The organism is Streptomyces sp. NPDC056224, assembly GCF_042267665.1.
Taxonomy (GTDB): Bacteria; Actinomycetota; Actinomycetes; order Streptomycetales; family Streptomycetaceae; genus Streptomyces.
Window position 1 is genome coordinate 1 of record NZ_JBHJTK010000016.1, and the last position, 22668, is coordinate 22668.

Annotated in this window: 24 protein-coding genes, 5 tRNA genes and 1 pseudogene; 24 read left to right on the forward strand and 6 right to left on the reverse strand. The window is 71.3% G+C overall.

Going from position 1 to position 22668, the window contains the following annotated elements; translation table 11 throughout:
- Positions 1-149: 149 nt before the first annotated feature.
- The 6 genes from ACFCZ1_RS19890 (at position 150) to ACFCZ1_RS19915 (ending at position 1463) form a co-directional block, all read left to right on the forward strand.
- Positions 150-878, forward strand: a complete 729-nt coding sequence (locus tag ACFCZ1_RS19890; RefSeq protein ID WP_376679590.1) for an HAD family hydrolase — start codon at positions 150-152, stop codon at positions 876-878.
- A gap of 87 nt (positions 879-965) precedes the next feature.
- Positions 966-1037: transfer RNA gene (locus ACFCZ1_RS19895), tRNA-Gln, on the forward strand.
- Positions 1038-1064: 27 nt separating this feature from the next.
- Positions 1065-1137: transfer RNA gene (locus tag ACFCZ1_RS19900), tRNA-Glu, on the forward strand.
- A gap of 61 nt (positions 1138-1198) precedes the next feature.
- A tRNA-Glu gene (locus tag ACFCZ1_RS19905) sits at positions 1199-1271 on the forward strand.
- 24 nt (positions 1272-1295) lie between these two features.
- Positions 1296-1367: transfer RNA gene (locus tag ACFCZ1_RS19910), tRNA-Gln, on the forward strand.
- Positions 1368-1390: 23 nt separating this feature from the next.
- Positions 1391-1463: transfer RNA gene (locus ACFCZ1_RS19915), tRNA-Glu, on the forward strand.
- A gap of 178 nt (positions 1464-1641) precedes the next feature.
- Here the strand turns inward: ACFCZ1_RS19915 and ndgR are convergent.
- Positions 1642-2358: an IclR family transcriptional regulator NdgR gene (ndgR, locus tag ACFCZ1_RS19920; protein ID WP_007266782.1), complete on the reverse strand. Its 717-nt coding sequence runs from the start codon at positions 2356-2358 to the stop codon at positions 1642-1644.
- A 119-nt stretch (positions 2359-2477) separates the two neighbouring features.
- Between ndgR and leuC the strand changes: the two genes are divergently transcribed.
- The 4 genes from leuC (at position 2478) to ACFCZ1_RS19940 (ending at position 5689) form a co-directional block, all read left to right on the forward strand.
- Entirely contained in the window at positions 2478-3902 is a 1425-nt protein-coding gene (leuC, locus tag ACFCZ1_RS19925) for a 3-isopropylmalate dehydratase large subunit (RefSeq protein WP_376679591.1), read from the forward strand.
- 5 nt (positions 3903-3907) lie between these two features.
- Positions 3908-4501: a 3-isopropylmalate dehydratase small subunit gene (leuD, locus tag ACFCZ1_RS19930; protein WP_376679592.1), complete on the forward strand. Its 594-nt coding sequence runs from the start codon at positions 3908-3910 to the stop codon at positions 4499-4501.
- Between the two features lie 137 nt (positions 4502-4638).
- Entirely contained in the window at positions 4639-4866 is a 228-nt protein-coding gene (locus ACFCZ1_RS19935; protein ID WP_030009267.1) for a hypothetical protein, read from the forward strand.
- A gap of 145 nt (positions 4867-5011) precedes the next feature.
- The gene (locus tag ACFCZ1_RS19940) at positions 5012-5689 is read left to right on the forward strand and encodes an HU family DNA-binding protein (RefSeq protein WP_376679593.1); all 678 of its coding nucleotides are present in this window, start codon (positions 5012-5014) and stop codon (positions 5687-5689) included.
- A gap of 269 nt (positions 5690-5958) precedes the next feature.
- Here the strand turns inward: ACFCZ1_RS19940 and cofC are convergent.
- Positions 5959-6621 (reverse strand): annotated as a pseudogene (gene cofC, locus ACFCZ1_RS19945) (2-phospho-L-lactate guanylyltransferase); the annotation flags it as partial.
- A gap of 210 nt (positions 6622-6831) precedes the next feature.
- Here cofC and ACFCZ1_RS19950 point away from each other — a divergent pair.
- The 3 genes from ACFCZ1_RS19950 to ACFCZ1_RS19960 are packed head-to-tail and all read left to right on the forward strand — an operon-like array spanning position 6832 to position 9788.
- The gene (locus ACFCZ1_RS19950; protein ID WP_376679594.1) at positions 6832-7584 is read left to right on the forward strand and encodes a lysophospholipid acyltransferase family protein; all 753 of its coding nucleotides are present in this window, start codon (positions 6832-6834) and stop codon (positions 7582-7584) included.
- On the forward strand, positions 7581-8591 hold the full coding sequence (locus tag ACFCZ1_RS19955) for an NAD(P)H-dependent glycerol-3-phosphate dehydrogenase (RefSeq protein ID WP_376679595.1): 1011 nt from the start codon (positions 7581-7583) through the stop codon (positions 8589-8591). The genes ACFCZ1_RS19950 and ACFCZ1_RS19955 overlap by 4 nt, the downstream gene beginning before the upstream one ends.
- 39 nt (positions 8592-8630) lie before the next feature.
- Positions 8631-9788 (forward strand): D-alanine--D-alanine ligase family protein, encoded by a 1158-nt coding sequence (locus ACFCZ1_RS19960; protein WP_376679596.1) that lies wholly within the window; start codon positions 8631-8633, stop codon positions 9786-9788.
- A 74-nt stretch (positions 9789-9862) separates the two neighbouring features.
- Here the strand turns inward: ACFCZ1_RS19960 and ACFCZ1_RS19965 are convergent, their stop codons facing one another.
- Both ACFCZ1_RS19965 and ACFCZ1_RS19970 read right to left on the reverse strand, forming a co-directional pair.
- Positions 9863-10372 carry a DUF3515 domain-containing protein gene (locus tag ACFCZ1_RS19965; protein ID WP_376679704.1) on the reverse strand — a complete coding sequence of 170 codons (510 nt, stop codon included), beginning with the start codon at positions 10370-10372 and terminating at the stop codon, positions 9863-9865.
- Between the two features lie 23 nt (positions 10373-10395).
- Positions 10396-10629, reverse strand: a complete 234-nt coding sequence (locus tag ACFCZ1_RS19970; protein ID WP_215013032.1) for an Lrp/AsnC family transcriptional regulator — start codon at positions 10627-10629, stop codon at positions 10396-10398.
- A gap of 245 nt (positions 10630-10874) precedes the next feature.
- On the opposite strand from ACFCZ1_RS19970, the gene ACFCZ1_RS19975 reads away from it, so the two are divergent.
- Positions 10875-11858 carry a thiamine-phosphate kinase gene (locus ACFCZ1_RS19975; protein WP_376679597.1) on the forward strand — a complete coding sequence of 328 codons (984 nt, stop codon included), beginning with the start codon at positions 10875-10877 and terminating at the stop codon, positions 11856-11858.
- Entirely contained in the window at positions 11855-12655 is an 801-nt protein-coding gene (gene thiD, locus ACFCZ1_RS19980) for a bifunctional hydroxymethylpyrimidine kinase/phosphomethylpyrimidine kinase (RefSeq protein WP_376679598.1), read from the forward strand. Before ACFCZ1_RS19975 ends, thiD begins: the two co-directional genes overlap by 4 nt.
- Positions 12656-12752: 97 nt before the next feature.
- Here thiD and rpmB read toward each other — a convergent pair whose 3' ends face one another.
- Positions 12753-12938: a 50S ribosomal protein L28 gene (rpmB, locus tag ACFCZ1_RS19985; RefSeq protein WP_007266795.1), complete on the reverse strand. Its 186-nt coding sequence runs from the start codon at positions 12936-12938 to the stop codon at positions 12753-12755.
- A gap of 242 nt (positions 12939-13180) precedes the next feature.
- On the opposite strand from rpmB, the gene ACFCZ1_RS19990 reads away from it, so the two are divergent.
- The 9 genes from ACFCZ1_RS19990 to mutM all read left to right on the forward strand — a co-directional run bounded on the left by ACFCZ1_RS19990 (position 13181) and on the right by mutM (position 22217).
- Positions 13181-14836: a DAK2 domain-containing protein gene (locus ACFCZ1_RS19990; protein WP_376679599.1), complete on the forward strand. Its 1656-nt coding sequence runs from the start codon at positions 13181-13183 to the stop codon at positions 14834-14836.
- Between the two features lie 37 nt (positions 14837-14873).
- Positions 14874-17069, forward strand: a complete 2196-nt coding sequence (gene recG, locus ACFCZ1_RS19995; RefSeq protein ID WP_376679600.1) for an ATP-dependent DNA helicase RecG — start codon at positions 14874-14876, stop codon at positions 17067-17069.
- Positions 17070-17113: 44 nt separating this feature from the next.
- Positions 17114-17692: a 16S rRNA (guanine(966)-N(2))-methyltransferase RsmD gene (gene rsmD / locus ACFCZ1_RS20000; protein WP_376679601.1), complete on the forward strand. Its 579-nt coding sequence runs from the start codon at positions 17114-17116 to the stop codon at positions 17690-17692.
- A gap of 14 nt (positions 17693-17706) precedes the next feature.
- Positions 17707-18186, forward strand: a complete 480-nt coding sequence (gene coaD, locus ACFCZ1_RS20005; RefSeq protein WP_328930438.1) for a pantetheine-phosphate adenylyltransferase — start codon at positions 17707-17709, stop codon at positions 18184-18186.
- A 103-nt stretch (positions 18187-18289) separates the two neighbouring features.
- Positions 18290-19390, forward strand: coding sequence for a DivIVA domain-containing protein (locus ACFCZ1_RS20010; RefSeq protein WP_376679602.1), 1101 nt, complete (start codon positions 18290-18292; stop codon positions 19388-19390).
- Between the two features lie 111 nt (positions 19391-19501).
- Positions 19502-20170: a DUF177 domain-containing protein gene (locus tag ACFCZ1_RS20015; RefSeq protein WP_376679603.1), complete on the forward strand. Its 669-nt coding sequence runs from the start codon at positions 19502-19504 to the stop codon at positions 20168-20170.
- 2 nt (positions 20171-20172) lie between these two features.
- Positions 20173-20346, forward strand: coding sequence for a 50S ribosomal protein L32 (gene rpmF, locus ACFCZ1_RS20020; protein ID WP_003965982.1), 174 nt, complete (start codon positions 20173-20175; stop codon positions 20344-20346).
- 19 nt (positions 20347-20365) lie between these two features.
- Positions 20366-21226, forward strand: a complete 861-nt coding sequence (gene rnc / locus ACFCZ1_RS20025) for a ribonuclease III (protein ID WP_376679604.1) — start codon at positions 20366-20368, stop codon at positions 21224-21226.
- A 130-nt stretch (positions 21227-21356) separates the two neighbouring features.
- Positions 21357-22217, forward strand: a complete 861-nt coding sequence (gene mutM, locus ACFCZ1_RS20030) for a bifunctional DNA-formamidopyrimidine glycosylase/DNA-(apurinic or apyrimidinic site) lyase (RefSeq protein ID WP_376679605.1) — start codon at positions 21357-21359, stop codon at positions 22215-22217.
- On the opposite strand, the gene ACFCZ1_RS20035 is transcribed toward mutM, so the two are convergent.
- Positions 22190-22597, reverse strand: a complete 408-nt coding sequence (locus ACFCZ1_RS20035; RefSeq protein ID WP_376679606.1) for a winged helix-turn-helix transcriptional regulator — start codon at positions 22595-22597, stop codon at positions 22190-22192. The two genes, mutM and ACFCZ1_RS20035, sit on opposite strands and share 28 nt — an antisense overlap.
- Positions 22598-22668 lie beyond the last annotated feature (71 nt).

Genomic DNA, 22668 nt, shown 5'->3' on the forward strand with positions numbered 1-22668 from the left:
GGCCGGACCACCGGCCGCCGCCCCCTGCGGCGTTCTCCGGCGTCCCCCGCGCCGCTGCGGAGGCCGTCCCGGGACCGTCCCGGCTCGCAGCCGATCTTTCTTTTCCGTACCGCCCACGGGGGACGGGCGTCCGGCGTAGGCTCGGCCCCATGCCGATCCGCGCCGTTCTGTGGGACATCGACGACACCCTCTTCGACTACACGGGGGCCGATGCCGCCGGGCTCGCGCGGCAGCTGGAGGCCGACGGGATCGCGGAGCGCTACGGGACCCCGGCGCAGGCGCTGGCGCTGTGGCGGCAGATCACCGACCGGCACTGGGCGCGCTTCGCGGCCGGCGAGGGCACCTTCCAGGGGCAGCGCCGGGAGCGGGTGCGGGAGTTCCTCGGGATGCCCGGGATGACGGCGGACGAGGCGGACGCCTGGTTCGCCCGGTACGTCGAGCACTACAAGACCTACTGGGCCGTCTTCCCCGACGTGGTGCCCGCGCTGGACGCCCTCGCCGGCGACTACCGGCACGGGGTGCTCTCCAACTCCTCCACGGCCAACCAGGACCCCAAGCTGCGTGACCTCGGCCTGCGCGACCGCTTCGAAGTGCTGGTCTGCGCCGTCGACCTCGGGGTCAGCAAGCCCGACGCGGGGGCCTTCCTGGCCGCCTGCGAGGCGATGGCGCTGGCTCCGGACGAGGTGGCGTACGTGGGTGACCAGCCGGAGATCGACGCGCGCGGGGCGCGGGACGCCGGGCTGCTGGCGATCTGGCTCGACCGCGACGGCGGCCGCGGGGACGGTCCCGACGGCGTGCACCGCCTCGCCGGTCTTGAGGGGCTGCCGGAGCTGCTGGCAGGGGATACCCGTTTTGGAGCACGGTCAGGCATCCGGTAATGTTCTTTCTGCGCCGCCGGAGCGGGCCGAAAGGCCGGACGGAGGCGCCACCAAAGAAGGAAAACCCCGCAGGGGGTTGACTTTTGGTGGGGTATAGTGTAATTGGCAACACGAGGGTTTCTGGTTCCCTTATTCTAGGTTCGAGTCCTGGTACCCCAGCGCAGTGCAGCAGTAACGCAGTGCTTTGCCCCCGTTGTGTAGCGGCCTAGCACGCCGCCCTCTCAAGGCGGTAGCGCCGGTTCGAATCCGGTCGGGGGTACAGATCCTTCCCGCGAGATCTCCAGGGTCGCACCCGGACGTCTTGATGCAGGATCGCTAGGGCCCCCGTTGTGTAGCGGCCTAGCACGCCGCCCTCTCAAGGCGGTAGCGCCGGTTCGAATCCGGTCGGGGGTACTGTTGGTCTGGTCTAGACCACTTTGGGCTATAGTGTAATTGGCAACACGAGGGTTTCTGGTTCCCTTATTCTAGGTTCGAGTCCTGGTAGCCCAGCGCAGTAACAGCAGCACCAGCTAGCCCCCGTTGTGTAGCGGCCTAGCACGCCGCCCTCTCAAGGCGGTAGCGCCGGTTCGAATCCGGTCGGGGGTACGCATCGAAGAGGCCCTCCGCGTCCATCGCGGAGGGCCTCTTCGTCGTTCGCCGCCACCGTGTGCGCCGGTGCGGGCCTCCGGCGGGACGCAAGTACGGGCCCGACGGCGCGTGTTCGGACGTGTGCGGCGTCTCACGCGCCCCCGGGCCCGGGGGTGGACGAAAGGGTCGGGGCGGGTCAGCCGGAGCGGCGCAGCGCCTCCGTGAGGCGGGCGGCCGCGTCGATGACGGCCTGGGCGTGCATCCGGCCGGGGTGGCGGGTCAGGCGCTCGATCGGCCCGGAGACCGACACCGAGGCCACCACACGGTTCGACGGCCCGCGCACCGGCGCCGAGACGGAGGCCACGCCGGGCTCCCGCTCGCCGATCGACTGCGCCCAGCCGCGGCGCCGTACGCCCGAGAGGGCCGTCGCCGTGAAGCGCGCGCCCTGCAGGCCGCGGTGGAGCCGCTCGGGCTCCTCCCAGGCCATCAGGATCTGCGCGGCCGAGCCCGCCTTCATGGGCAGGGTCGAGCCCACCGGGACGGTGTCCCTGAGGCCCGACAGCCGCTCCGCGGCCGCCACGCAGATGCGCATGTCTCCCTGACGGCGGTAGAGCTGCGCGCTCTCGCCCGTCACGTCGCGGAGGTGGGTGAGCACCGGTCCGGCCGTGGCCAGCAGGCGGTCCTCGCCGGCCGCGGCGGCGAGCTCCGCCAGCCGCGGACCGAGGATGAACCGGCCCTGCATGTCCCTCGCCACCATCCGGTGGTGTTCCAGTGCCACGGCGAGGCGATGTGCCGTGGGTCGTGCGAGCCCTGTCGCCGCGACCAGCCCGGCGAGGGTGGCCGGACCGGACTCCAGTGCGCTCAGTACCAGAGCTGCCTTGTCGAGAACGCCGACGCCGCTAGAGTTGTCCATGAAACGATATTCACGTCTCACACTGTGAAACGCAAGTTCAATTTTTCCAAGAACCAGCGAGTCTGTATGTACGGGTCCACGAACCACTGGGTCCGGGACGGTGAGCCGGAGGGAAAGCGATGGGTAGGACACTCGCGGAGAAGGTCTGGGACGACCATGTCGTCCGGCGCGCCGAAGGCGAGCCCGACCTCCTCTTCATCGATCTGCACCTGCTGCACGAGGTGACCAGCCCCCAGGCCTTCGAAGGCCTGCGCCAGGCCGGCCGCAAGGTCCGACGCCTCGACCTCACCATCGCGACCGAGGACCACAACACCCCCACCCTGGACATCGACAAGCCGATCGCGGACCCGGTCTCCCGGGCCCAGCTGGAGACGCTGCGCAAGAACTGCTCCGAGTTCGGCGTCCGGCTGCACTCGCTCGGTGACGTCGAGCAGGGCGTCGTCCACGTCGTGGGACCGCAGCTGGGCCTGACCCAGCCCGGCACCACCGTGGTCTGCGGTGACTCCCACACCTCCACGCACGGCGCCTTCGGCGCGCTGGCCTTCGGTATCGGCACCAGCCAGGTCGAGCACGTGCTGGCCACCCAGACGCTGCCGCTGGCCCGCCCGAAGACGATGGCGATCACCGTCACCGGCGCGCTGGCCGAGGGCGTCACCGCCAAGGACCTGATCCTGGCGATCATCGCCAGGATCGGCACCGGCGGCGGTCAGGGCTACATCCTGGAATACCGCGGCGAGGCCATCGAGAAGCTGTCGATGGAAGCCCGCATGACCATCTGCAACATGTCGATCGAGGCCGGCGCCCGCGCGGGCATGATCGCCCCCGACCAGACCACCTTCGACTACCTGGAGGGCCGCGACCACGCCCCGCGGGGCGAGGAGTGGGACGCGGCGGTCGCGTACTGGAAGACGCTGCGCACCGACGACGACGCGGTATTCGACGCCGAGGTCGTCATCGACGGCACGAAGCTTGCCCCGTTCGTCACCTGGGGCACCAACCCGGGCCAGGGCGCGCCGCTGTCGGCCAGCGTCCCCGACCCCGCTTCGTACGAGGACGCTTCGGAGCGCCACGCCGCCGAAAAGGCCCTGGAGTACATGGGGTTGACCGCCGGACAGCCGCTGCGCGACATCAAGGTCGACACCGTCTTCGTAGGTTCCTGCACCAACGGCCGCATCGAGGACCTGCGCGCCGTCGCCGGGATCATCGAGGGCCGCAAAGTCGCCGACGGCGTACGGATGCTGGTCGTCCCCGGCTCGGTCCGGGTCGCCCTGCAGGCCGTGGAGGAGGGCCTGGACAAGGTCTTCAAGGAGGCCGGCGCCGAATGGCGGCACGCGGGATGCTCGATGTGCCTGGGCATGAACCCCGACCAACTGGCCCCCGGTGAGCGCTCCGCGTCCACCTCCAACCGCAACTTCGAGGGCCGCCAGGGCAAGGGCGGGCGCACGCACCTGGTCTCCCCGCAGGTGGCCGCCGCCACCGCGGTACTGGGCCATCTGGCCTCGCCCGCCGACCTGTCCGACGCCCACGCGACCGCCGGAGTCTGAGAACCATGGAAGCCTTCACCACCCACACCGGCCGGGCCGTTCCGCTGCGCCGCAGCAACGTCGACACCGACCAGATCATCCCGGCCCACTGGCTGAAGAAGATCACCCGCGACGGGTTCGAGGACGGGCTCTTCGAGGCCTGGCGCAAGGACCCGGAGTTCATCACCAACCGTCCGGAGCGCGCCGGCGCCACCGTGCTGGTCGCCGGACCCGACTTCGGCACCGGCTCCTCGCGCGAGCACGCCGTCTGGGCCCTGCAGAACTTCGGCTTCAAGACGGTCATCTCCTCCCGCTTCGCCGACATCTTCCGCGGGAACTCGCTCAAGAACGGCCTGCTGACCGTCGTCCTGCCCCAGGAGACCGTCGACCGGCTGTGGCAGCTGACCGAGGCCGACCCCACCGCCGAGATCACCGTCGACCTGGTCGACCGCCAGGTGCGGGCGGAAGGCGTCGAGGCGGAGTTCGAACTCGACGACAACGCCCGGTGGAGGCTGCTGGAGGGGCTGGACGACATCTCGCTCACCCTTCAGAACGAAGCGGACATCGCCACGTACGAAAGCGCCAGGCCGCCCTACAAGCCGCGTACGATTCAGGCCTGATTCCTGCCTGATCAGCGCTTATTCACCTTTGGGTGATCACATCGACAACACTGTGCCCCCCACCGGACGGTGGGGGGCACAGCTGTGTGTTGAGGCCCCGTGAGGCGACAACTCGCCCCAGATGGCACAATCTGTGCATGGAACGCGACAGTCAACTTGAGCTCTACGAGCTCGTCGCGGACCGGTTGAAAGAAGCACACACAAGGGTTCGCTCACTGCAAGTCCCGGAGGGCGTAAGGATGGCGCTGTCCCGGAAGCTGTTGGTCGTCACGGCCGCGGCGAAGCATGATCTCGCCGATGCGGCAAGGCGCCTGGACAGGTTGATGAAGGACCTCGACGAGGGTCGATTCCCTGAAGGCGACTGATGCGAAGGAACTCCGTAACGGCCTACAGCGTTGCGGCACTAGGGTGATTAGCCCGTTTCGTGTTTGATTTGCGGTATATATCCGCCTAACGTGCGAAATAAGCTTGAACACATTCGTTCTGGCGAAGTCTCCGAAGGGGAAGACGTTGAACAAGGCGCAGCTCGTAGAAGCGATTGCCGACAAGCTGGGCGGCCGCCAGCAGGCCGCGGACGCTGTCGACGCGGTACTGGACGCCATCGTCCGCGCTACCGTCGCGGGCGACCGGGTCTCGGTCACGGGCTTCGGCTCGTTCGAGAAGGTCGACCGTCCGGCCCGTTACGCCCGCAACCCGCAGACCGGAGAACGTGTCCGGGTCAAGAAGACCTCGGTGCCCCGCTTCCGTGCGGGCCAGGGGTTCAAGGACCTGGTCAGCGGCACCAAGAAGCTGCCCAAGGGCGGCGAGGTGTCGGTGAAGAAGGCGCCCAAGGGCAGCCTCACGGGTGGTGCCTCCGCGACGGTCAAGAAGGCCGCCGCGAAGAAGGCCACCACCGCCAAGAAGGCGGCGGCGAAGACCACGGTCGCGAAGACGGCCGCCGCCAAGAAGACCACCGCGACCGCGAAGAAGGCGGCGGTGAAGAGCACGGCCACCGCGAAGAAGGCGACGGCCACGGCGAAGAAGGCCGCAGCCGCCAAGAAGGCCGCCCCGGCCGCGAAGAAGACCGCCACCGCCGCGAAGAAGACCGCTCCGGCCGCCAAGAAGGCCACCGCGGCGACGAAGGCGCCCGCCAAGAAGACGACGACGCGCAAGGCCACCGCGAAGAAGACCACCGCCCGCAACAAGTAAGGGCACGAGTCACACACGCCGGGCCGGTTTCCCGTCGGGGAAGCCGGCCCGCGGTGCGTCTTCGCAGGTCAGAACGTCTGCAGAGTGACCAGGACGATCCGCAGGGCGGCGCCCTCGCCGTCCGTCTCGATCCGCACCCGCTGCCCGGGCCGCAGCAGCCGCAGACCGCCCGCGTCGAAGGCCGTCGCCTCGAAGGGCACCGGGGTGCCGTCGTCCAGCAGCACACTGCCGCTGCGGGTCTGGGAGTCGTACGTGTACGCGGTCGCCTGCATACCGGCACTGTATCGGGCCGTGTGGGGGCCCACACCGAGGGCGAGCGCCGTCCGCAGGTCCCGTGCCGTGTCCACGTCCCGGCGCACGCTGTCCACTCCCGACAGGGCGATTTCCACCGCCCCCGAGGCCGAATGCCTGGCCCGCGAGGGACCGCCGAACGCGGGTGCCAATTCCACGTCCGGCGCAGCGGAAAGCAACGTCGTGCCGATTCCGGCCGCATCCGCCAGAAATGCCCGGGGAAATACCGAGGCGGTTTCGAGCACGCGTAGCAATTCGGGCGGCCGCAGCGCCGGCAGATCGGCGTTCATCGCGGCCACGGCCGCCCCGGGCCGGGCCGCCCGTACCGCCCGCGCCCCGTGGGCCAGCGCCGCGTTGAGCCCGGCCCCCGGGGTGTCCGCGACGATCCGCGCGCCGAGGCGGGCCAGTTCCGTACGGGCCTGCGCGTCGTCCGTGACGACCACCACATCCGCGACCGCGGCGCAGGCCAGCGCCCCCACCACGGTGTCCTGGGCGAAGGCGAGCGCGAGCCCCGGGCGGGACCCGCCGACGGCCGCCGCGAGACGGCTCTTGGCCACCGCCAGAGGCTTCAGCGGGACCACCAGGCTCCAGACGGCGTTCGTGACCGACCCCTTCCCTCCGGTGAGCTCCGGCACAACCACGGCCCATGGTCAGGTCATGGCCGGGTCATGTGTCGGCCCATTGTCCCCTCCGCCCCTGCGGCCCGGGGGTCCGGTGGCGTGAGCGGGGCGTACGGTGTTCTCGACAGAGACTGGGCCTGGGGCGACACTTGTCCGGCCGACGAGGTGCCCAAGCTCCCCCAGCCACCGCTGGGAGGTACCCCACCACCGGTCCAGAGGAAAGGTGTCCGAGTGTCCCGCCGCAGAATCGGCTTCTGGTACCGCCTGGCGGCGGTCATCGCAAAACCGCCGCTGGTAGTGCTCTTCAAGCGGGACTGGCGGGGAATGGAGCACATTCCGGCCGAGGGCGGATTTATCACCGCCGTCAATCACAACTCGTATCTGGATCCGCTCTCCTACGCGCACTTCCAGTACAACACCGGCCGGGTGCCCCGATTGCTCGCCAAGGCGGCCCTCTTCAAGGTCCCCATTGTCGGCGCGATCCTGCGGGGCAGCGGGCAGATCCCCGTCTACCGGGAGAGCACCAACGCCCTGGACGCATTCCGGGCCGCCGTGGAAGCGATCGAGCGCGGCGAATGCGTGGCCTTTTACCCGGAGGGCACTCTCACCCGTGACCCCGACATGTGGCCGATGGCCGGCAAGACCGGCGCCGCCCGCGTCGCGCTGATCACCAGGGCTCCCGTCATTCCGGTGGCCCAGTGGGGCGCGAACCTCGCGATGCCGCCCTACGCGCGGGAGAACAAGGTCCGGCTCTTCCCGCGCAAGACCCTCCAGGTGCTGGCCGGACCGCCCGTCGACCTTTCCGCCTTCTACGACCGGGAACCCACCCCGGAAGTGCTCAAGGAGGTCACCGAGGTCATCATGGCGGCCATCACCGCGCTGCTGGAGGAGGTGCGGGGAGAGACCGCGCCCGAGCAGCCGTACGACCATCGCAATGCCAGGGCGGAACAGCGGCGCAAGGCCGCGGGGGAGGGCAAGAAGTGACACGTCCCGTGAAGGCAGCCGTATTCGGAACCGGCTCCTGGGGCACGGCCTTCGGCATGGTGCTCGCCGACGCCGGCTGCGAGGTGACCCTGTGGGGCCGCCGCCAGGAGCTGGCCGACGCCGTCAACACCGGCCGGACCAACCCCGACTACCTCCCGGGGATCGAACTCCCCGCGAACCTCCGCGCCACCACCGACCCGGCCGAGGCCGCGCGCGGCGCCGACTTCACCGTCCTCGCCGTCCCCTCCCAGACCCTGCGCGGCAACCTCGCCGAATGGGCGCCGCTGCTGGCCCCCGACACCGTGCTCGTCTCCCTGATGAAGGGCATCGAACTCGGCACCGCCAAGCGGATGAGCGAGGTCATCGAAGAGGTGGCCAAGGTCCCCCCGGCGCGCGTCGCCGTCGTCACCGGCCCCAACCTGGCCCGTGAGATCGCCGCCCGGCAGCCCGCCGCCTCCGTCGTCGCCTGCGTGGACGAGGCCGTCGCCCAGCGGCTCCAGGCCGCCTGCCACACCCCGTACTTCCGCCCGTACACCAACACCGACGTCGTCGGCTGCGAGCTCGGCGGCGCCGTCAAGAACGTCATCGGCCTCGCCGTCGGCATCGCGGACGGCATGGGCCTGGGCGACAACACCAAGGGCTCGCTCATCACCCGCGGCCTCGCCGAAACGACCCGGCTGGGCCTGGCGATGGGCGCCGACCCGCTGACCTTCTCCGGCCTCGCGGGCCTCGGCGACCTGGTCGCCACCTGCTCCTCGCCGCTCTCCCGGAACCACACCTTCGGCACCAACCTCGGCCGCGGAATGACCCTGGAGGAGACCATCGCGGTCACCAGGCAGACCGCCGAGGGAGTCAAGTCCTGCCAGTCCGTGGCCGATCTGGCCCACCGGTACGGAGTGGACATGCCCATCACCGAGACGGTCGTGGACATCGTCCACCACGGCAAGCCGACCCTGGTCGCGCTGAAGGAACTGATGGGACGCAGTGCCAAACCGGAACGGCGCTGACTCCATTCCGGACGTCTGAGCGGGTACCCTCGTGGCGATATGAGCAGCGAGAACCTCCCCCAGACCCCTGAGCAGCAGGGCCGCAAGCCCCGCGTGGCCGTCGTGTTCGGCGGCCGCAGCTCGGAACACGCCATCTCGGTCGTCACGGCGGGCGCGGTGCTGCGCTCCATCGACCGCACCAAGTACGAGGTGCTGCCCATCGGCATCACCACGGACGGCCGGTGGGCACTGACCGCCGACGAGCCCGCGCGGATGGCCATCGCCGACCGCAAGCTCCCGAGCGTCGAGGAGCTGGCCGACTCCGAGGACGGCGCCGTCGTGCTCTCGGTCGACCCCGCCAGCCGCGAGGTCGTCTACACCGAGCCGGGCGCCGTCCCCAAGGCCCTGGGCGAGGTCGACGTCGTCTTCCCCGTACTGCACGGCCCGTACGGCGAGGACGGCACCCTGCAGGGCCTCCTGGAGCTCTCCGGGGTCCCGTACGTCGGCTCGGGCGTCCTCGCCTCGGCCGTCGGCCAGGACAAGGACTACATGAAGCGGGTCTTCACGTCCTTCGGCCTGCGCGTCGGCCCGTACGTGACCATCCGCCCCCGCGAGTGGGAAGCCGACCGGGACGCCGCCGAGGCGAAGATCCTGGACTTCGCCGCCGAGCACGGCTGGCCCCTGTTCATCAAGCCCGCCCGGGCCGGCTCCTCCATCGGCATCACCAAGGTCGACGACGCCTCCGGGCTGGAGGAGGCGATCCTGGAGGCCCGCCGCCACGACCCGAAGATCATCGTGGAGGCGCTGCTGCGCGGCCGCGAGATCGAGTGCGGCGTCCTGGAGTTCGAGGACGGTCCGCGCGCGAGCGCGCCCGCCGAGATCCCGCCGGTCTCCAGCCACGACTTCTACGACTTCGAGGCGAAGTACATCGACTCCGCCTCCGGGATCGTCCCCGCCCCGCTCACCCCGGAGCAGACCGCCGAGGTGCAGCGGCTCGCGATCGAGGCCTTCGAGGCCGCGTCCTGCGAGGGCCTGGTGCGCGCCGACTTCTTCCTCACCGAGGACGGCGAGTTCGTCATCAACGAGATCAACACGATGCCGGGCTTCACCCCGATCTCCATGTACCCGCGGATGTGGCAGGAGTCGGGCATCGAGTACCAGGAGCTCGTGGACCTCCTGATCCAGGCCGCGCTCCGCCGCTCCACCGGGCTGCGCTAGCCGCCCGGGACGCCCGTAGCCGACCGCCCGCCGAGCCCGCTCTCAAGAGCAGGGTTCGGCGGGCGGCGGTGTGCTCAGTAGGACGAGATGCCCTCGGGCACGGTCTTGGCGATGACGTCGGACAGCCCGACAAGCATCCCCGCGTCCGTGGCATGCTCCTTGTCGACCCGCACCTCCGTGTACGCCTTCCGCAGCCCGGTGGTGAACCGGAACCCGCCTCCCGGGAGCTTCTCCAGCAGCCAGGCCACCTCGTTCACGTGGACGCCCTCCTGCTTCGGATCGGCCATCTCGGGGGGTTTGGGGATACCGCACCGCAGTACGATCGCCGAGCCGCCCCACGCGGCCGTCAGACCGGACTGCGGCTCGGTCGGGGTCCGCGCCAGGCCGGCCACCGTCTCGGGGAGCTCCTCGTGCAGTGCTGCACAGAACCCCGCGATGTCGGCGGGCGGCGTGGGCGGCGGATCGACCCGGGCCTGTGAACCGCCCGGGGAACAAGCCACGAGGGCCAGCAGGACCGACACGGCGGGCACGGCGGACAAGGCCGACGGAACACGGACGCGGACGGGCCGGCGGTGGAGGGTCATCACCGGCCAAGAGTAGACGGGGGCTACAGATGGACCACCGGGCAGGTCAAGGTGCGGGTGATCCCCTCCACCTGCTGGACCTTGGCCACGACCAGGCGGCCGAGGTCGTCCACGGTGTCGGCCTGGGCGCGCACGATCACGTCGTACGGGCCCGTCACGTCCTCGGCCTGGATCACCCCCGGGATCTGGCCGATGGACTCGGCGACGAACGACGCCTTGCCCACCTCGGTCTGGATAAGGATGTACGCCTGTACCACGGAACCTCCAGGGCGGCCACGAGGATCATTTCCCCTAACCTTCGGGTGGGCCCCACACGATCGCAAGGGCCGGGGGAAGAAGGGACGCCACGGTACCGCGTCGCCGTGCGCCGCGGGGAGACCTGCGGGCCCGGCGCCACGCACAGCGGGGCGTACGGAGAGCAGAAGTTGACGTATCTGTTGACGGTACCCAGAGCTGTGACGGCTCGCGACCGCAAGCGGACTGGGCAAGAAGGGGCACAGCGATGAAGGGCACTGTGGGCGAGCTGGGGGAGTTCGGGCTCATTCGGGAGCTCACCTCACGGCTCACCACCACCCCGGCGGTCCGGCTCGGTCCGGGCGACGACGCCGCGGTGGTGTCGGCCCCCGACCGGCGGGTCGTGGCGAGCACCGACCTCCTGCTGGAGGGCAGGCACTTCCGGCGCGACTGGTCCACGGCCTACGACGTCGGCCGCAAGGCCGCCGCCCAGAACCTCGCCGACATCGCCGCCATGGGCGCGGTGCCGACCGCGCTGCTGCTCGGCCTCGTCGTCCCGGCCGAGCTGCCGGTCACCTGGCCCACCGAGCTGATGGACGGCATCCGCGACGAGTGCCAGGTCGCCGGCGCGGCCGTGGTCGGCGGAGACGTGGTGCGCGGCGACACCATCACCGTCGCCATCACCGCCCTCGGCGACCTGCGCAACCACGAGCCCGTCCTGCGCTCCGGCGCCCAGCCCGGCGACGTCGTCGCCGTCACCGGCTGGCTGGGCTGGTCCGCGGCGGGCTTCGCCGTGCTCTCGCGGGGCTTCCGCTCCCCGCGGGCCTTCGTGGAGGCCCACCGGCGCCCCGAGCCGCCGTACCACGCGGGTCCCGCGGCCGCTGGGCTCGGCGCCACCGCCATGACCGACGTCAGCGACGGCCTGATCGCCGACCTCGGGCACATCGCCGAGGCCAGCAAGGTCCGGATCGACCTGCGCTCGGCGGCCGTCGACATCCCGACCCAGATGCACGACATCGGGCAGGCCGTCGGCGTGGACCCGCTGCAGTGGGTGCTCACCGGGGGAGAGGACCACGCGATCGTGGCCACCTTCCCGCCGGACGTGAAGCTCCCCGCGCGCTGGAAGGTCATCGGGGAGGTGCTGAACCGCTCCGCGCTGCCCCAGGTGACCGTGGACGGCGCCCCGTGGACGAGCACCGGCGGCTGGGACCACTTCGGGGCCGACCCGGCCGCCGAGGACGGCGCACCGTGACCGGCGCCCCGCCGCGGTGCCTGACCGTCGCCGGATCCGACTCCGGCGGCGGCGCCGGCATCCAGGCCGACCTCAAGACCATGCTGGCGCTCGGCGTGCACGGGATGAGCGTGGTGACCGCTGTGACCGCGCAGAACTCCCTCGGGGTACGCGGGGTCTGGGAGCTGTCCGCCGAGGCCGTGACGGCCCAGTACCGGGCCGTGGTGGACGACATCGGCGTGCAGGCCGTGAAGACCGGGATGCTGTCCTCGGCCGTGCTGGTGGAGACGGTGGCCGCGCTGCTGGCCGCCACCCCCGCCCCGGTCGTCGTCGACCCCGTGGGCGTCTCCAAACACGGGGACGCCCTGCTGGCCGCCTCGGCGCTGGACGCCGTGCGCACGGAGCTCCTCCCGGCGGCCACCGTGGCCACGCCCAACCTGGACGAGGTGACGCAGCTCACTGGGGTCGTGGTGGAGACCGAGGACGACATGCGGCGGGCCGCCGACGCGATCCTCGGCCACGGGCCCCGCTGGGTGCTGATCAAGGGCGGACACCTCGCGGCACACGGGGGCGAGGCCGTGGACCTGCTGACCGACGGAACCGGCGAACGGTGGCTGCGGGCCCCCCGGCACGCCGGCGCGCACACCCACGGCACGGGCTGCACGCTGGCGAGCGCCGTCGCGGCGGGGCTGGCGAAGGGGTGGTCCGTCCCGGAGGCGGTCACGGCCGCCAAGGAGTACGTCACGGGCGCCATCGCCGGCGGGTTCGCGCTCGGCCGGGGCATCGGCCCGGTGGATCACGCCTGGCGGTGGCGCTGAGCCCCACCCGGTCCGGGAAAGGCAGAAGGCCGGTTCACCAGAGGTGAACCGGCCTTCCTTTTGGCAACCGAGAAGGGCTGCGCTACGACGTGAGGCGTCAGCGCGAGACCTTGCCGGCCTTGATGCACGAGGTGCAGGCGTTGAGGCGCTTCGGCGTCCCATTGACCACGGCACGGACGCGCTGGATGTTCGGGTTCCAGCGACGCGAGGTGCGGCGGTGCGAGTGGGAGATGTTGTTGCCGAAGCTCGGCCCCTTGGCGCAAACGTCGCAGTTGGCAGCCACAGGTCACTCCAAAGACTTCAGATGCAATTACAGTGAAACCGGCGCACCGGAATCAGAGAGTCTGAAGTGGTTTGCCGGGGGAATGGCCCGACTCGCATCGGGCAACCGGAGCAGCATACAACGACTGCGTCCGTCCAAGAAAACTACCATGACCGCCGCTGCCCCCGCCCCGTGGTCCGGACGCCCGGGCAGTCCTTGGTTACCCTGCGGTGAACCCCGGCCCGCACAAGGAGGAACGCCCGGTGCCCCACGAGCCGCAGCCGCAGCCCCCTGACGAGCTCGACGCCGAAGCGGTGCGCACCTGGAGCTCGCTGGCCCTGGCCGCACTGGGCCGGGCCCGCGAGGACATCGACGCGATCAACGTCTACCCCGTGGCCGACGCGGACACCGGCACCAACCTCTACCTCACCGCCGAATCGGCCGCCCGCGCCCTGGCGGCGGCCTTCGAGGACGAGGCCCACGCCGAGGCCGGGACCTCCCGGGCCCGGGCCGTACGGGCCTTCGCGCACGGGGCGCTCATCGGGGCCCGGGGGAACTCCGGGACGATCCTGGCGCAGCTCCTGCGCGGAGTGGCCGACGTACTCGGTGACGAGCCTGCGGGGCGGGAGCCCGGCAGGCTGCTGGCCGAGGCGCTGACCCGGGCTGCCCAGGAGGCGTACGCGGCCGTCGCCCACCCGGTGGAGGGCACCATGCTGACCGTCGCCGCCGCGGCCGCGCGGGCCGCCGAGCAGGCCGCCGAGCAGGCCGCCGGGACCGCCGCCGACGTGGCCGGGGCCGCCTACGACGCGGCCCGCGACGCCCTGGCCGAGACGCCCGGGCAGCTGGCCGTGCTGGGCCGGGCAGGGGTGGTCGACGCCGGGGGCTGCGGCCTCGTCGCCGTACTCGGGGCCCTGTGGCAGGCGCTCTCCGGCCGGGAGCCGGCCGCCGAGCCGGTGCGCGGCCGGGCCGTACCCCTACCGCAGCCGCCCGAGCCCTGCGCGCAGGAGCAGGACGGGCCGGCGTACGAGGTGATCTACCTGCTGGAGGCCTCCGACGCGGCCGTCGCGGAGCTGCGCGCACGGCTCGACGGGCTCGGCGACTCCCTGGTCGTGGTCGGCGGCGACGGGTTGTGGAACGTCCACGTCCACGTCGACGACCCGGGCGCGGCCGTGGAGGCCGGGGTCGTCGCCGGTCGGCCGTACCGGATACGCATCACGCACTTCGGCGACGAGCGGCGCCGGGGCCGGGGCGAGCGCGCCCAGCGGGCCGTGGTCGCCGTCGTCCCCGGCGAGGGGCTGGCCGTGCTGTGCGGGGAGGCGGGGGCGACCACCGTGCTGGTGCCGCCCGGCGAGGTCCCTGCCGTCGCGGAGCTGGTCGACGCCGTCCGGCGCGCCCACGCCCGCGAGGTGGTCCTCCTGCCGGGCGGCGCCGAACTGCGCGCCGTCGCGGCCGCGGCGGCCGAACAGGCCCGCGCCGACGGCGTACGGGTGGCCGTGATCCCCACCCGGTCCGCGGTACAGGGCCTGGCGGCCCTCGCCGTGCACGACCCGGACGGCAGCTTCGACGAGGACGTCGTCGCCATGACGGCGGCGGCCGGCGCCACCCGCTACGCGGAACTGGCCGTCGCCGAACGGCAGTCCTTCACCTCGGCCGGCATCTGCCAGGCCGGCGACGTGCTCGGCCTCATCGACGGCGACGTCGCCGTCATCGGCGTGGGACTCACCGAGACCGCCGAGGCCGTACTGGAGCGGATGCTGGGCTCCGGCGGCGAACTCGTCACCCTGGTCCTGGGGCCCGAGGTGCCGGACGCCCTCGCGGAGCGCCTGGAGGCGTACGTACAGCACGGGCACCTGGCCGTGGACACCGTCACCTACCGGGGCGGGCGCCATTCGGCGCCGCTCCTCATCGGCGTGGAGTGAGGGCCGAACCGCGGTCCTGTCAGCGGCATGGTGTGCAATGGAAGACGTGCCCGCGCTCGACGAAGACCTCAAGAAGACGCTCGGCCCCGCCACCGCCAAGGTGCTGGCCGAGCAGCTCGGCCTGCACACGGCCCTGGACCTGCTGCACCACTACCCCCGGCGGTACGCCGAGCGCGGCGAGCTGACCTCGCTGGCCGAGCTCGCCGACCAGATCGACGAGCACGTGACCGTCGTCGCCCAGGTCGCCGACGCCCGGATCCTGACCTTCAACGGGGGCCGCGGCAAACGGCTGGAGGTGACCATCACCGACGGCAGCGGCCGGCTCCAGCTGGTCTTCTTCGGCGCCGGGGTGCACAAGCCGCACAAGGACCTGCTGCCCGGCAGCCGTGCGATGTTCGCCGGCAAGGTCTCGAAGTTCAACCACAAGCTCCAGCTGGCGCACCCCGCGTACGAGCCGCTCGGCGCGGACGCCTCCGACCGTGACGCCGCCACCGCCTTCGCCGGCCAGCTCATCCCGATCTACCCGGCGTGCGCGAAGCTGGAGTCCTGGAAGATCGCCAAGTGTGTGGACGCGGTGCTGCCCGGCGTCCAGGAGGCCGTGGACCCGCTGCCCGCGGCCCTGCGCGAGGGCCGCGGACTGGTCCCGCTCACCGAGGCCCTGCTGAAGATCCACCGGCCGGCCACCAAGGCCGACATCGAGGACGCCCGCCAGCGCCTGAAGTGGGACGAGGCCTTCGTCCTGCAAGTGGCCCTCGCCCGCCGTCGGCACGCCGACTCCCAGCTCCCGGCCGTCCCCCGCCGCCCCGCCCCCGGCGGCCTGCTCGACTCCTTCGACGCCAAGCTGCCCTTCACACTCACCGAGGGCCAGCGCACCGTCTCGAAGGAGATCTTCGACGACCTCTCCACCAGCCACCCCATGCACCGCCTCCTCCAGGGCGAGGTCGGATCGGGGAAGACCCTGGTCGCGCTGCGGGCCATGCTCGCCGTCGTGGACTCCGGCGGGCAGGCCGCGATGCTCGCGCCCACCGAAGTGCTCGCCCAGCAGCACCACCGCTCCATCACCGAGATGATGGGCGAGCTCGCCGAGGGCGGCATGCTCGGCGGCTCCGACCAGGGCACCAAGGTCGTCCTGCTCACCGGGTCCATGGGGATGCCCGCGCGGCGCCGGGCACTGCTCGACCTCGTCACCGGCGAGGCCGGGATCGTGATCGGCACGCACGCGCTGATCGAGGACAAGGTGCAGTTCCACGACCTCGGTCTGGTCGTCGTCGACGAACAGCACCGCTTCGGCGTCGAGCAGCGCGACGCACTGCGGTCCAAGGGGAAGCAGCCGCCGCACCTGCTGGTGATGACCGCGACCCCGATCCCGCGCACCGTCGCCATGACCGTCTTCGGCGACCTGGAGACCTCCGTCCTCGACCAGCTCCCCGCCGGGCGCTCCCCGATCGCCACCCACGTGGTGCCCGCCAAGGACAAGCCGCACTTCCTCGCCCGCGCCTGGGAGCGGGTCCGCGAGGAGGTCGGGAACGGCCACCAGGCGTATGTGGTCTGCCCGCGGATCGGCGACGCCGAGGACGACCCGAAGAAGAAGGCCTCCGCCGAGGACGACGCCGAGAAGCGGCCCCCGCTCGCCGTCCTGGACATCGCCGAGCAGCTCACGCGCGGACCGCTCGCCGGGCTGTCGGTGGAGGTGCTGCACGGCCGGATGGACCCGGCCGACAAGGACGCCGTGATGCGCCGGTTCGCCGCGGGCGAGGTCAAGGTGCTGGTGGCCACGACCGTCATCGAGGTCGGCGTGAACGTGCCGAACTCCACCGTCATGGTGATCATGGACGCGGACCGCTTCGGCGTCTCCCAGCTCCACCAGCTGCGCGGCCGCGTGGGCCGTGGCTCCGCGCCCGGCCTGTGCCTGCTGGTCAGCGAGATGCACGAGGCGAGCCCCGCCCGGGCCCGGCTGGCCGCCGTCGCCGCCACCCTCGACGGCTTCGAGCTCTCCCGGATCGACCTGGAGCAGCGCCGCGAGGGCGACGTGCTCGGCCAGGCCCAGTCGGGGGTGCGCTCCTCGCTGCGGATGCTCGCCGTCATCGAGGACGAGGAGGTCATCGCCCAGGCCCGGGAGGAGGCCACCCGCGTCGTCGCCGACGATCCCGAGCTGGAGCGGCTGCCCGGCCTGCGGACGGCTCTGGACGCCCTGCTGGACACCGAGCGGGAGCAGTACCTGGAGAAGGGCTGACAATGGGGGTGCCCGATCCCTCCGACGATTGAAGGACCCCCCAGATGACCCGCGTGATCGCCGGCAGCGCCGGCGGGCGACGGCTGACCGTGCCCCCGGGCACCGGGACCCGGCCGACCTCGGACCGGATGCGCGAAGGGCTCTTCTCCACCTGGGAGTCGCTGCACGGCGTCGAAGGGGCCCGGGTGCTCGACCTGTACGGGGGCTCCGGAGCCGTCGGCCTGGAGGCCCTCTCGCGGGGCGCGGCCCACGCCCTGCTGGTCGAGGCCGACGCCAAGGCCGCCAAGGCGATCCGGGACAACATCAGGACGCTGGGCCTGCCCGGCGCCGAATTCCGGTCGGGCAAGGCCGAGCAGGTCGTGGCGGCCACCGCGGCCGGGGAGCCGTACGACATCGTCTTCCTGGACCCGCCGTACGCCGTGGACCACGGGGATCTGCGCGAGATCCTCCTCACACTCCGGTCCAATGGCTGGCTCACCGGCGATGCGCTCGTCACCGTGGAGCGCAGCACCAGGAGCGGTGCCTTCCCGTGGCCCGAGGGCTTCGAGCCGCTCCGGTCGCGGAAGTACGGCGAGGGCACCCTTTGGTACGGTCGCGCCGCCTTCACCAGCGAAGACTCATGAACGAGGGAGTTCAGTTGCGCCGCGCCGTCTGTCCGGGATCCTTCGACCCCATCACCAACGGACACCTCGACATCATCGGACGCGCCTCCCGGCTCTACGACGTGGTCCACGTCGCCGTGATGATCAACCAGTCCAAGCAGGGTCTGTTCACCGTCGAGGAGCGGATCGAGCTGATCCGCGAGGCGACGGCCGACTACGGGAACGTCCAGGTCGAGTCCTTCCACGGCCTGCTCGTCGACTTCTGCAAGCAGCGGGACATCCCGGCCATCGTCAAGGGCCTGCGCGCCGTCAGCGACTTCGACTACGAGCTCCAGATGGCCCAGATGAACATGGGGCTGTCGGGCGTCGAGACGCTCTTCGTGCCGACCAACCCCACCTACAGCTTCCTGTCGTCCTCGCTGGTCAAGGAGGTCGCCGCCTGGGGCGGCGACGTGGCCCACCTGTTGCCGGCGCACGTGCACACGGCGCTGATGGAGCGGCTGCGCGACCGCTGAGCAGCTGACGGTCCGTCAGCCAGTGTCGGGGGCCCGCCCGCTGGCCTTAAAGTCGACCCGTCCGTCTCAGGAACCGCCCGAGGCCGAGAGAGTGCGAGCCCCCATGGACGTGCAGAAGAAGCTCGACGAGATCGTCGCGGCCGTCGGCGGCGCCCGGTCCATGCCGATGTCGGCCTCCTGCGTGATCAACCGCGCCGAGCTGCTCGCCCGGCTCGAAGAGGTCCGCCAGGCGCTCCCCGGCTCGCTCGCGCAGGCGCAGGAGCTCATCGGCGGCCGGGAGCAGATGGTCGAGGAGGCCCGCCGGGAGGCGGAGCGGATCATCGAGTCCGCCCACAGCCAGCGCGGTTCGCTGATCTCCGACACCGAGATCGCGCGGCGCTCCCGGGCCGAGGCGGACCGGATCCTCGACGAGGCCCGCCGCGAGGCCGAGGAGATCCGGGCCGAGGCCGACGACTACGTCGACAGCAAGCTCGCCAACTTCGAGGTCGTGCTGACCAAGACCATCGGTTCGGTGGACCGGGGCCGCGAGAAGCTGCTGGGCCGCGGCCCCGGGCTGGACGACCAGGGCTACCCCGACGCGGACGCGCCCGAGCGCAGCCACGACCCCGAGACGCAGCGGCAGCAGGCGGACGCGTACGTGGACACCAAGCTGGCGACCTTCGAGGCGGTGCTCTCCAAGACCCTGGAGGCCGTCGGGCGGGGCCGGCAGAAGCTGCTGGGCCGGGTGCCCACGGACGACCTCGGCGCGCACATGGCCGCCCAGGACGCGGCGGGCGCGCAGCAGGCCCGCTCGTCGAGCGACGCGGACTTCCTGGCCGGACTGGCCGAGCCCCAGCAGCCCCAGGCGCCGGTCCCGGCGCAGCCGGAGCCGGTGTACGACCCGTACCCCGGTGCAGGCACCGGCTCCACCGGAGCGGGCTACGCCGCGCCGTATGCCGGGCAGCTTCAGCAGCAGGACGGCTACGCCTACCAGGGCCACCAGGACCCCTACGCGGGCTACCAGCAGCAGCCCGACCCGTACTCCGGTGCAGGCACCGGCTCCACCGGAGAGGCTTACGCCGCGCACTACGATGCGCAGCAGCCGGATCCGTATGCCGCGTACCAGGAGCCGCAGGGCCGGCAGCCCTCGCTCGACGAGACCAGCCTCTTCGACACGAGCATGATCAACCTGGACCAGCTGCGCCAGTACGAGCAGGGGCGCTAGGGCCGGATTGGGCGCAGAGCGCGGCGCCGGGTATCCTGGCTGTTCGGTCGCGCGTATGCACCGCGGTCCATGCTGCCCGCGCGCGGCGGAAATTTTGATCTTTAGCAATCCGTGAAAGCAGGAACGGCCCTGAATACCCGCCTCGACCACCGCAACCCCCTCGTGTTCGACACGCACGAGCTGGGTCGGCGTCCTGGTGCCATGCAGCGGCTGTCCCGTGAGATCGCGGCACCGGCGGACCTCGGTCTCGCCGGGGTCATCGGGGTACCGGAAGGCAGCCCGCTGAAGCTCAAGCTCCGCCTGGAGTCGGTCATGGAAGGGGTGCTTGTCACAGGCACCGCCCGTGCATCGGCCGTAGGGGAGTGCGTAAGGTGTCTGGAGTCCGTCGAGCGCGAGCTCAAGGCGGATTTCCAGGAGATGTTCTCGTACCCTGACGCCGACGACCGGAGCCGCTCCAAGGCGGAACCGGCCGACGACGCCGAGGACGACGAGGACACGCTTTTCCTCGAGGACGGTTTGTTCGACCTCGAACCCGTGCTGCGCGACGTGGTGGTGCTCGCACTGCCGCTGCAGCCGGTGTGCCGGGAGGACTGTCTCGGACTGTGCCCCGATTGCGGGCTCAGCCTGAACGACGACCCGGACCACCACCATGACGCCGTCGACATCCGTTGGGCGGCATTGCAAGGACTCGTCGTGACCGATCAGGACGGCGAGAAGGACAACATGAGCGGCACTGCCTCTGACGGAGTTCAGGGCGCCGCCGAGAAGCAGGAGAAGTAGCCGTGGCTGTTCCGAAGCGGAAGATGTCGCGCAGCAACACGCGCCACCGCCGGTCGCAGTGGAAGGCTGCGGTCCCCACCCTGGTTTCGTGTGAGCGTTGCCAGGAGCCGAAGCTCCAGCACATCGCGTGCCCGAGCTGCGGCACCTACAACAAGCGCCAGGTCCTCGAGGTCTGAGCGGCTGGTGAGAGGCGCAATGTCTGAGCTGTCCAGCGCTGAGAAGCAGGCAGACAGTAACAACGCGGCCTCGTCCCACACGCTTCTGGAAGGGCGGCTCGGGTATCGACTCGAGTCCGCCCTTCTGGTGCGTGCACTGACCCACCGCTCGTACGCGTACGAGAACGGCGGTCTGCCCACCAACGAGCGCCTGGAGTTCCTCGGGGACTCCGTGCTCGGCCTGGTGGTCACGGACACGCTGTACACGACCCACCCGGATCTTCCCGAAGGCCAGCTGGCCAAGCTTCGGGCCGCGGTGGTCAACTCGCGCGCACTGGCGGAGGTCGGGCGCGGCCTCGAACTCGGCTCCTTCATCCGGCTCGGCCGGGGCGAAGAGGGCACGGGTGGCCGGGACAAGGCCTCCATCCTCGCCGACACCCTTGAAGCGGTGATCGGCGCGGTCTACCTCGACCAGGGCCTCGACGCGGCCTCGGAGCTGGTTCACCGGCTCTTCGACCCGCTCATCGAGAAGTCCTCGAACCTCGGGGCCGGCCTGGACTGGAAGACCAGTCTCCAGGAACTCACGGCGGCCGAAGGTCTTGGCGTACCGGAATACCTGGTCACCGAGACCGGTCCGGACCACGAGAAGACCTTCACTGCTGCCGCCCGCGTCGGTGGTGTCTCGTACGGCACCGGCACCGGCCGCAGCAAGAAGGAAGCGGAACAGCAGGCGGCGGAATCCGCCTGGCGCGGTATCCGTACCGCGGCGGACGAGCGGATCGCGGCCGAGGCCGCTGCCGCCGCCGCTCCTGCGGTCGAGGTCCCGGCTTCGGCCGCGGCGGAGACCGGTGCCGAGGACGGCGGGGCGCCGAAGCCCGCCGGCACGGCGCAGGACGCCTGACCCTTCCTTCGGGATTCCCCCGCCCCGCCCTTGCCCCGCAAGGGCGGGGCGGTCCCGTTTCCCGGGGGCCGGGGCGGGGCCGGTAGGCTCGGCGGCAGCGCCCAGACCGCATCGCCACCGGAGGAACACCGTGCCCGAGCTGCCCGAGGTCGAAGTCGTGCGGCGGGGGCTGGAGCGCTGGGTGGCCGGGCGGACCGTCGCGGCCGTGGAGGTCCTGCACCCGCGGGCCGTACGGCGCCACCCGGGCGGCGGGGCCGACTTCGCGGCCCGCCTCGGCGGGCAGACCTTCGGGGTGCCGCAGCGGCGCGGGAAGTACCTGTGGCTGCCCCTGCTGGAGCGGGACCTGTCCGTCCTGGGGCATCTGGGGATGAGCGGACAGCTGCTCGTGCAGCCGCAAGGGGCACCGGACGAGAAGCACCTGCGGATCAGGGTGCGCTTCGGCGACGGCGCCGGGACCGAGCTGCGCTTCGTGGACCAGCGGACCTTCGGCGGACTCTCGTTGCACGAGAACACCCCCGACGGGCTGCCCGACGTCATCGCGCACATCGCGCGCGACCCCCTGGACCCGCTGTTCGACGAGGGCGCCTACCACCTGGCGCTGCGCGCCAAGCGGACCACGGTCAAGCGGGCGCTGCTGGACCAGTCCCTGATCAGCGGGGTCGGCAACATCTACGCGGACGAGGCGCTGTGGCGCGCCAAGCTGCACTACGAGCGCCCGACCGCCACCCTCACGCGCCCCCGGAGCGCGGAACTCCTCGGCCATGTCCGGGACGTCATGAAGGCCGCCCTCGACGTGGGCGGCACCAGCTTCGACAGCCTCTACGTCAACGTGAACGGCGAGTCCGGCTACTTCGACCGTTCGCTCGACGCCTACGGGCGCGAGGACGAGCCCTGCCGGCGCTGCGGCACGCCGATGCGCCGCCGCCCCTGGATGAACAGGTCCAGCTACTTCTGTCCGCGGTGTCAGCGGGCTCCGCGCGCGTCGTCGTAGGTCTGCCGGGCGGTCAGCACCTCCGGCATGCTCCCCTCCAGGAAGTGGATGAGGGAGAGCAGACGGTCCGCCACCTCGACGCCGAGCGGGGTCAGTTCGTAGTCCACGCGGGGCGGGTTGGTCGGCTGCGCCTCGCGGTTGACGATGCCGTCGCGCTCCAGCGCGTGCAGGGTCTGGGAGAGCATCTTCTCGCTCACGCCCTCCACCCGGCGGCGCAGCTCGTTGAAGCGGCACGGGCCCTCGCGCAGCGCGCCCACGGTGAGACTGCCCCAGCGGCCGGTGACGTGCTCCAGGGTCTCGCGGGACGGGCAGGTGCGCGCGAAAGCGTCGAACGGCAGTTCGGATCCGCTGGCCTCGGTGCAGAACGCTGGTGTGTCCATGAGTAGAGCGTACCCTCGGGCAGCGCTATCCAGTGGGTTGCGCTTTCTAAAAGTTAGTGATTGTCTTTCCT